Annotated in this window: 7 protein-coding genes; 1 reads left to right on the plus strand and 6 read right to left on the minus strand. The window is 72.3% G+C overall.

Annotation, left to right across the window (positions count from 1 at the left end; all coding sequences use genetic code 11):
* Positions 1–45: 45 nt before the first annotated feature.
* The 6 genes from AB0J71_RS25245 to AB0J71_RS25270 all read right to left on the minus strand — a co-directional run bounded on the left by AB0J71_RS25245 (position 46) and on the right by AB0J71_RS25270 (position 7,078).
* Positions 46–528: a hypothetical protein gene (locus AB0J71_RS25245; RefSeq protein ID WP_352326153.1), complete on the minus strand. Its 483-nt coding sequence runs from the start codon at positions 526–528 to the stop codon at positions 46–48.
* Between the two features lie 71 nt (positions 529–599).
* Complete coding sequence (locus AB0J71_RS25250; RefSeq protein ID WP_364416311.1) at positions 600–1,652, minus strand: glycosyltransferase family 4 protein; 1,053 nt, start codon at positions 1,650–1,652, stop codon at positions 600–602.
* A gap of 192 nt (positions 1,653–1,844) precedes the next feature.
* Complete coding sequence (locus tag AB0J71_RS25255; RefSeq protein WP_352326150.1) at positions 1,845–3,395, minus strand: glycerol-3-phosphate dehydrogenase/oxidase; 1,551 nt, start codon at positions 3,393–3,395, stop codon at positions 1,845–1,847.
* 14 nt (positions 3,396–3,409) lie between these two features.
* Positions 3,410–4,900 (minus strand): glycerol kinase GlpK, encoded by a 1,491-nt coding sequence (glpK, locus tag AB0J71_RS25260; protein ID WP_364416313.1) that lies wholly within the window; start codon positions 4,898–4,900, stop codon positions 3,410–3,412.
* Positions 4,901–4,952: 52 nt separating this feature from the next.
* Positions 4,953–5,705 (minus strand): IclR family transcriptional regulator, encoded by a 753-nt coding sequence (locus tag AB0J71_RS25265; protein ID WP_352326147.1) that lies wholly within the window; start codon positions 5,703–5,705, stop codon positions 4,953–4,955.
* A gap of 20 nt (positions 5,706–5,725) precedes the next feature.
* Positions 5,726–7,078: an MFS transporter gene (locus tag AB0J71_RS25270; RefSeq protein ID WP_364416315.1), complete on the minus strand. Its 1,353-nt coding sequence runs from the start codon at positions 7,076–7,078 to the stop codon at positions 5,726–5,728.
* 103 nt (positions 7,079–7,181) lie between these two features.
* Here AB0J71_RS25270 and AB0J71_RS25275 point away from each other — a divergent pair, with 103 nt between their 5' ends.
* Positions 7,182–7,802, plus strand: a complete 621-nt coding sequence (locus tag AB0J71_RS25275) for a TetR/AcrR family transcriptional regulator (RefSeq protein ID WP_352326144.1) — start codon at positions 7,182–7,184, stop codon at positions 7,800–7,802.
* Positions 7,803–7,875 lie beyond the last annotated feature (73 nt).

Raw genomic sequence — 7,875 nt, forward strand, 5'->3', positions numbered from 1 at the left:
GCGGCCGTGAGGACGGAAGGCTCGAAGTCGTGAGGGCGGGGACGGCTACCGGGTGACGGCGGGGATGAGGCGGTAGCTTTCCTGGAAGACCAGGTTGTGGGCGTCGGCGGCGGCGATGGCGCGCAGGGTGGTGAGCTGGCCGGCCGCGTCCGAGTGGTCGAAGACGTTCAGCGGCCAGTCGCCGACCGTGTTGCCGCGCAGGTGCGGGTGGTGGAAGTCGGCGCCGTAGTGGGCCACGATCGCGATCGGCAGGATGTCCTTGTCGCGCTGCTCCGGCCAGGTGAGCGACCACATGGCGTTGAGCCCGCCCTCCTGAGACCTGGTGAGCCCGCTGGCCACCACCTGCCCCGTGCCGAGGAGCAGGTCGGCGTTGAACTCGTCCAGCGTCGCCCGCGCCACCGGGTCGAGCAGCTCGACCGCCGTGGCGAACAGGCGTTCCTTGTCCTCCCGCGCGGTGACGCCGCCGTGGACGCCGTCGCGCAGGTCGGTGAAATGCCTGATCAGAGCCTCGTTCATGGCAGTGCGCATGCCTACCCCCTTCCCCCGGGACGGGGGCGACACCCCGTGCGGCGGCGATCCGCCGCACGGGGACGCGCGGGTCAGGCGGCGAACGGCGCCGGACGCCGGTCGCGGATGCTCAGTTCGTAGATCTTCTCGTAGCCCATGGCCATGCCGAGCGCGTCGAAGTTGCGCTTGACGTGCATGCGGCAGTCGGCCGGGTTCAGGCCGCCCGCGGCTTCGACCGCCTCGGCCAGGTCGGCGGGGTCGTCGCAGACGTAGCCGGTGATGCCGTCGACGAGGACCTCGCCCACGGCGCCGCCGCGCAGCGCGACCACCGGGGTGCCGCTCGCCATGGCCTCGATCATGACCATGCCGAACGCCTCCTCCCGGCGGCTGGGGAAGAGCAGGCAGTGGGCGTCGGCCAGCAGCTCGCGCTTGCGCGGTCCGTCGGCCTCGCCGACATAGACGGCGTCGTCGCCGAGCCGGGGGCGGATGTGGCGGTCGAAGTACTCCCGCTCGGACGGCTCGGTCAGCCGGCCGGCCAGCACGATGCGCCGGCCGGCCCGCCGGGCGGCGTCGATGGCCAGGTGGGCGCCCTTGTCCGGGCTGAACCGGCCGAGGAAGAGCGCGTAGTCCTCCTTGCGCTCGCGGAAGGGGAAGCTCTTCAGGTCCACGCCGTTGTGCACGGTGCCCAGCCAGTTGAGGTCGGGGGCCTGCATACGCTGGGACGTCGAGGTGGACACCAGGCTGACGGAGTCGCCGAGCCGGCGGTAGCGCTCGGCCTGCTCGCCCGAGGCCGGGCCGTGGACGGTGGCCACCGTCGGGATCCGGGGGTTCAGGGCGGTCACCGAGCCCGCCGGGGAGTGGTCGTGGACGACGTCCACGTCCAGGTCCTCCGGCCGGACGTCGGGGACCGCCGCCCCAGGGGCGGGTTCGTCCAATGGGTGGGAGGGCGGCTGGGTGTAGGCGGCCAGGACGTGGGGGGAAGTGCCCGACCGGCCCGCGCCGATCAGGGTGACCTGGTGGCCCAGTCTGAGCAGGGCCCGCGCGAGGTCGTCCATCATGACCTTGACACCGCCGTACGAGCGGGGCGGGTTCTCGAACCTCGGGGGAGCCACCATCGCGATGTGCAGCCGGGACTTGGTGGACATGACGTCACCTCCATGGGGGCGGCAGAAGAGGGTTCGGCCGGTAGGCGCTCCGACGCCGTCGGTGTGGCCCGGGGGGCCGCGGCGACAGATGCGACATCTCGGATTCCCCGTACCGGCCGCTTCGAACCTGTGATCTGCGGTGACGTTCGTCGCAGCCGCGGCGGCGGGGTGCCGCCGCGGCCCGGTTGACGATCAGGCGAGGAGCTGCTCGATGCGGGTGCGGACGTCGGGCGTGTCGAGGCCGCGCACGGTGAGCGTGGTACGGCGGCGCACGACGTCGTCGACGGTGGCCGCCCACTCGTGGTCGCGGGCGTAGACGGCCTGGGCCCAGATGTCGGGCCCGTCGGGGTGGATGCGCTCGCCGAGCGAGGGGTCGTCGCGGATGAGCCGGGCCACGTCGAAGGCGATCGTGCCGTAGTGGGTGGCCAGGTTGCGGGCGACCAGCGGGTCCATGCGGGCGCCCGGCTCGCGTTCGGTCCACAGGCGCATGGCGACGGCGTCCGGGCTGGCCAGTCCGGGCAGCGGCACGGCGGGCAGGATGTCGGCCAGGTCGTCGCCGAGCGGCCGGCCCGGCAGGCGGGAGAGGGTCTCCAGGACGTGCCTGCCGATGTGCCGGTAGGTGGTCCACTTGCCGCCCGCGACCGACAACATGCCGCCCGCGCCCCTGGTCACCACGGTCTCCCGCTTGGCGGCCGACACCTGCCCGGGGCCGCCGGGCAGCACGCGCAGCCCGGCGAAGGCGTAGGTGATGTCCTCGCGGCGGAGCTGGCAGTCGCGTACGGCGTGGCCGGCCTCGTCGAGGATCTGGGCGATGTCGGCGTCGGTGGCGCGCACGTCGGCAGGGTCGCCCTCGTAGGCCTCGTCGGTGGTGCCGAGCAGCAGGTGGTCCTCCCACGGGATGGCGAAGGAGACCCGGTACTTGTCGATCGGCGTGGTGAGCGCGGCCTTCCACGGGTCGTGGCGGCGCATGACCAGGTGGGCGCCCTTGGAGAGCCTGATGCTCGGCGCGGCGTGCGGGTCCTCCATCCGGCGCAGGTGGTCCACCCACGGGCCGGTGGCGTTGAGGACGAGCCGGGCGTCCACCCCGAACTCGGTGCCGTCGAGGCGGTCGCGCAGCTCGGCCCCGGTCACGTTGGCGCCCGATTTGCGCAGTCCGACGACCTCGGCGTGGTTGAGCACGACCGCCCCCGCGTCGACGGCCGCGCGCACGGTCATGACGGCCACGCGGCTGTCGTTCATCTGGTGGTCGCCGTAGACGGCGGCGGCGCGCAGGCCCTCGCTGCGCAGCGCGGGGACGCGGGTCATGGCCTGGTGCGGCGTGATGACCTTGCCCATGCCGTCGCCGAACACCGACAGCGCGGAGTACAGGAAGACGCCGGCGCCGAGCTTGGCCGCGCCGTGCGGGCCGCCCTTGTAGATCGGCACCAGGAAGCTGAGCGGTTTGACCAGGTGGGGCGCGATGTCGGCGGCCAGGGCGCGGCGTTCGCGGTGGTTCTCGGCGACCAGCTTGACGTTGCCGGTCTGCAGGTAGCGCAGGCCGCCGTGGACCAGCTTGGAGGACGCGCTGGAGGTGGCCCCGGCGAAGTCGCCCGCCTCGACCATCGCCACCCGCAGCCCGGCCTGCGCGGCCATCCAGGTGACGGAGGTGCCGAGGATGCCGCCGCCGATCACCAGCAGGTCGTACGTGGCGCGCGAGAGCTCGTGCCGGACCTCGGCCCGGTCGGCGCCGATGGCGATGTTCATGACGTGCTCCAGTCCTACTGTTCGACCCAGTCGAGGGTGCGGGCCACGGCCTTCTTCCAATTGCGGTACTCCCGCGCGCGGACCTGTTCGTCGATCTCCGGCCGCCACTCCGACGCCTTGTGCCAGTTGGCGCGCAGGCTGTCGAGGTCGGGCCAGTAGCCGGTGGCCAGGCCGGCGGCGTACGCGGCGCCGAGCGCGGTGGTCTCGGCGACCATCGGCCTGATCACGGGGACGGCCAGCACGTCGGCCAGCGTCTGCATGAGCAGGTTGTCGGCGGTCATGCCGCCGTCGGCGCGCAGCGTGGTCAGGTCGAGGCCGGAGTCGGCGTTCATCGCGTCGACGACCTCGCGAGTCTGCCAGGCGGTGGCCTCCAGGACGGCCCGCGCGATGTGGCCTTTGGTGACGAACCCGGTCAGCCCGGCGATCACGCCGCGGGCGTCGGAACGCCAGTGGGGCGCGAACAGCCCCGAGAAGGCCGGGACGAAGTAGCAGCCGCCGTTGTCGTCGACGGTCTTGGCCAGCGTCTCGATCTCGGCGGCGCTGGAGATCAGGCCCAGGTTGTCGCGCAGCCACTGCACCAGCGAGCCGGTGACGGCGATCGCGCCTTCCAGGGCGTACGTGGCCGGGCCGTCGCCGATCTGGTAGCCGACGGTGGTCAGCAGGCCGTGCCGGGAGACGACGGGCTCCTGGCCGGTGTTCATCAGCAGGAAGCTGCCCGAGCCGTAGGTGCTCTTGGTCTCGCCGGGCTCGAAGCAGGTCTGGCCGAACAGCGCGGCCTGCTGGTCGCCGAGCGCGGAGGCCACCGGCACGCCGGCCGCGGTGTGGCCGTAGACCTCGGCGGACGGGCGGATCTCCGGCAGCATCGCGCGCGGCACGCCGAGGGCGGCGAGCAGGTCGTCGTCCCAGCTCAGCGTGTGGATGTTCATCAGCATCGTGCGGCTGGCGTTGGTCACGTCGGTCAGGTGGCGGCCGGTCAGGTTCCACAGCAGCCAGCTGTCCATCGTGCCGAACAGCACCTCGCCGCGCTCGGCCCGCTCGCGCAGGCCGTACGCGTCGAGCAGCCAGCGGATCTTCGGCCCGGAGAAGTACGTGGTCAGCGGCAGGCCGGCCTTCTCCTTGAACAGCCCCTCGTGCTCGGCGAGCGCGCGGGTGAGCGCGTCGGTCCTGGTGTCCTGCCACACGACCGCGGGGCAGACGGGACGCCCGGTCTCCCGGTCCCACAGGACGGTGGTCTCCCGCTGGTTGGTGATGCCCAGCGCGGCGATGTCGAGCCCCTCGGTGGCCTCGGCCATGACGGTCCGGACCGACTGCCAGATCTCCTCGGCGTCGTGCTCGACCCAGCCGGGCTTGGGGAAGATCTGGCGGTGCTCGCGCTGGGCGACGGTGACGATGTTGCCGGCCTGGTCGAAGACGATGCACCGGCTGGACGTGGTGCCCTGGTCGATGGCGGCGATGTAGTGCGGTCGAGGCACGAGGTTCCTCGCTTGGGAGTCGGGGTTCGACATTGTCGAACGATGTGAGCGATGTTACGTGTTCGCCCCGGTGTTGTTCAACCGGTCATCTGGCCAGATCGCGGGTGATCGCGCGGGCGGCGTCGCGGACGTAGGAGACGTACTCCATGGTCAGGGCGCCGTCGGCGGTCAGCCGTTCGACCGCGCCGCGGATGCCGATGGCGCCCACCACGAGGCCGCGCGGGTCCTTGATCGGGGCGGCGATGGCGACCTCGCCCTCGGTGAGCTCCTCCATCTCGGCCGCCCACCCCCTGGCCCGGACCTGCTCCAGCTCCTCCTCCAGCTTGGCGGCGTCGACCAGCGTGCGGTCGGTGTAGGCCGGCAGCGGCGGGGCCGCGAGCGACTCGCCGTACGGGTCGTAGGCGAGCAGCACCTTGCCGAGCGCGCTGGCGTGCGTCGGCAGGTAGGTGCCGACCTGGAGGGTCTGCATGCTGTCGTCGGGGCGGAACACGTGGTGGATCACCAGCACGTGCCCCTCGTGCAGGGTGCCGATCCAGGCGCTCTCCCTGCTCCGCCCGGCCAGGGCGTCGGCCCAGTTGATCGAGCGGGTGCGCAGCTCGTTGACGTCGAGGTAGCTGCTGCCCAGGTGGAGCAGCGTGGCCCCGAGCCGGTACTTGCCGGTGGCGGCGTCCTGCTCGACGAAGCCGACCCGGACCAGCGTGCGCAGGATGCCGTGGAGCGTGCCCTTGGGCAGGCCCAGCGCCCTGGCCAGCTCTGCCACGCCGAGCTGGCGGGGGCCGGATGCGAGCAGCCGCAGGATCGCGGCCGCCCGTTCCACCGATTGAATCGTCTCTCCCACGGCGGCCACCCTAGCGCAGATCAGTTCGACATTGCCGAACGCTTGCGGGAAATCAGCACTCCGCCGAACGTGAGTGCGGCGTTGACGAGCACCGCCACGATCACGCCCTGGAGCACGGTGCCCATCGCGGCCGTGGCCACGGCGCTCATGACGGGGATGCCCATGGTGATGCCGACCTGCTGCGTCATCGTCGCCAGGCCGGTGGCCAGGCCCTGCTCGGAGTCCGGCAGGCCGGACGTGGCCGTCACCATGAACCCGACGATCGCCACCATGTTCCCGATCCCGCCCGCGAACGTGGCCGCCAGCAGCAGCCAGATCCAGCCGGGCCCGGCGCCGAGCAGCGCCAGCGACGCCGTCGCGACGGCCTGGAGCCCGAACCCGGCCGCCAGCGCCCGGCCCCTGCCGAGCCGGCCGAGGACCCGGGGCGCGAGCACGCCGCCGAGCACGGTGCCGAGCCCCAGCACCCCGAACGCCAGCCCGGTCGCCAGGGCCGAGTAGCCGAGCACCTTCTGCAGGTAGAGGGTCATGAGGAAGACGAGGGACGTCTCGGTGGCGAAGGCGATCAGCCCGGCCAGGTTGCCCCACGTGACGTTGGGCCTGGCCAGGATCGAGACGGGCACCAGGGGCGCGGCGGCGCGGCGCTCGACGTACCAGAAGGCGACGAGCAGGGCGCCGCCGACGGCCAGCGCGCCGAGGCCGAGGGCGTCGGCGAAGCCGTGCTCGCCGGCCCTGGTCAGGCCGAAGACCAGCGCGAGCAGGCCGGCGGTCACGGTCACCGCGCCGGGCAGGTCCATCCTGGGCCGCTCGGCGGGACGGCTCTCCTTCAGCACCACGGGCGCGGCGACGACCACGGCCAGCGCGACGGGCACGTTGACGAAGAACGCCCACCGCCAGCTCAGCAGCTCGGTCAGCAGCCCGCCCAGGATCGCGCCCGAGGTGAACCCGGCCGACATCAGCGCGCCGTTCAGGCCGAGCGCCCTGGCCCGCAGCGGCCCCTCGGGGAACGACGTGGTGAGCAGCGCGAGCCCGGCGGGCGTGACGACGGCCGTGGCCAGGCCCTGGACGACCCGGGCGACCAGCAGCATGCCGGGTGAGACGGCCAGGCCGCCGGCCAGCGAGGAGACGCCGAGCAGCACCATGCCGGCCAGGAACAGCCGGCGCCGCCCGAACAGGTCGGCGATCCTGCCGAACAGCAACGTGAACCCGGCGGCGGCCAGCGCGAACGCCGTGGCCACCCACTGGAGGTCGGACAGCGCGAAGCCGAGACCTGAACCGATCACCGGCAGCGCCACGTTCAGAATGGAGAAGTCCACGGCGAGCATGAACTGGGACCCCAGCAGGAGCACCAGAACCAGCCGCTGCGCGGACGTCATGCGATCGGATCGGGGCCGATCGGCGAGCACGGTCATGCCATCCCCCTAATGGGACGCTAGTTCCGTTAAGATGCGGCACGACGATAGCACGAGAGGGGCATTAATGGAACAAGAGTCCCGTTTGGCGGGGACTGTGCGGCCAGGGGGCCGCACCGCGCGCGTGCGCGCGGCCGTGCTGGAGGCCACTCAGGACGAGCTGGTCGAGCACGGTTTCCATGGGCTGACCATGGACCAGGTGGCGGCCAGGGCCGGCGTGGGCAAGACCACGGTCTACCGGCGCTGGGGCAGCAGGGCCGGGCTGGTGACGGACCTGATGACCGAGCTGGCCGAGCAGTCGTCACCGCACGCCGACACGGGATCCATCGAGGGCGACCTGCTGGCCAACGCCGTGGCCGTCGTGGGCGCGGTCACCGACCACCGGCTCGGGGCCACGTTCCAGGCGGTGATCGCGGCGGGCACCTCCGACGCGCAGGCCGTCCAGGCGTTGCGGGCGTTCTACCTGCGGCGCATCGAGGAGTGGGCCAAGGTCGTCGACCTCGCGGTGAAACGGGGTGAGCTGCCCGAGGGCACCGACGGCATGGAGGTGATCCGGGCGATCTCCGCGCCGCTCTACTACCGCCTGCTGGTCACCAAGGAACCGGTGGACCTGGCGGTCGCCCGCGACGCGGCGCTGCGCACGCTGGCCGCGGCGCGGGCCGGCGCGTTCGTCGCGCGGGAGGCCTGACGCGGCACGACGGGGCCTCCCGCGCGGGCGGGGTCAAGGACACCAAAGAAAACAAGTCAAAAAACAAGAAAAA

The organism is Nonomuraea sp. NPDC049637 (assembly GCF_040675235.1).
Classification (GTDB): domain Bacteria; phylum Actinomycetota; class Actinomycetes; order Streptosporangiales; family Streptosporangiaceae; genus Nonomuraea.

Bases quoted from the DNA above. Each gene is read 5' to 3' on its own strand.
- AB0J71_RS25275 (WP_352326144.1), top strand. From the start codon at position 7,182: ATGGAACAAGAGTCCCGTTTGGCGGGGACTGTGCGGCCAGGGGGCCGC.
- AB0J71_RS25245 (WP_352326153.1), bottom strand. From the start codon at position 528: ATGCGCACTGCCATGAACGAGGCTCTGATCAGGCATTTCACCGACCTG.
- glpK (WP_364416313.1), bottom strand. From the start codon at position 4,900: ATGTCGAACCCCGACTCCCAAGCGAGGAACCTCGTGCCTCGACCGCAC.
- AB0J71_RS25250 (WP_364416311.1), bottom strand. From the start codon at position 1,652: ATGTCCACCAAGTCCCGGCTGCACATCGCGATGGTGGCTCCCCCGAGG.
- AB0J71_RS25255 (WP_352326150.1), bottom strand. From the start codon at position 3,395: ATGAACATCGCCATCGGCGCCGACCGGGCCGAGGTCCGGCACGAGCTC.
- AB0J71_RS25270 (WP_364416315.1), bottom strand. From the start codon at position 7,078: ATGACGTCCGCGCAGCGGCTGGTTCTGGTGCTCCTGCTGGGGTCCCAG.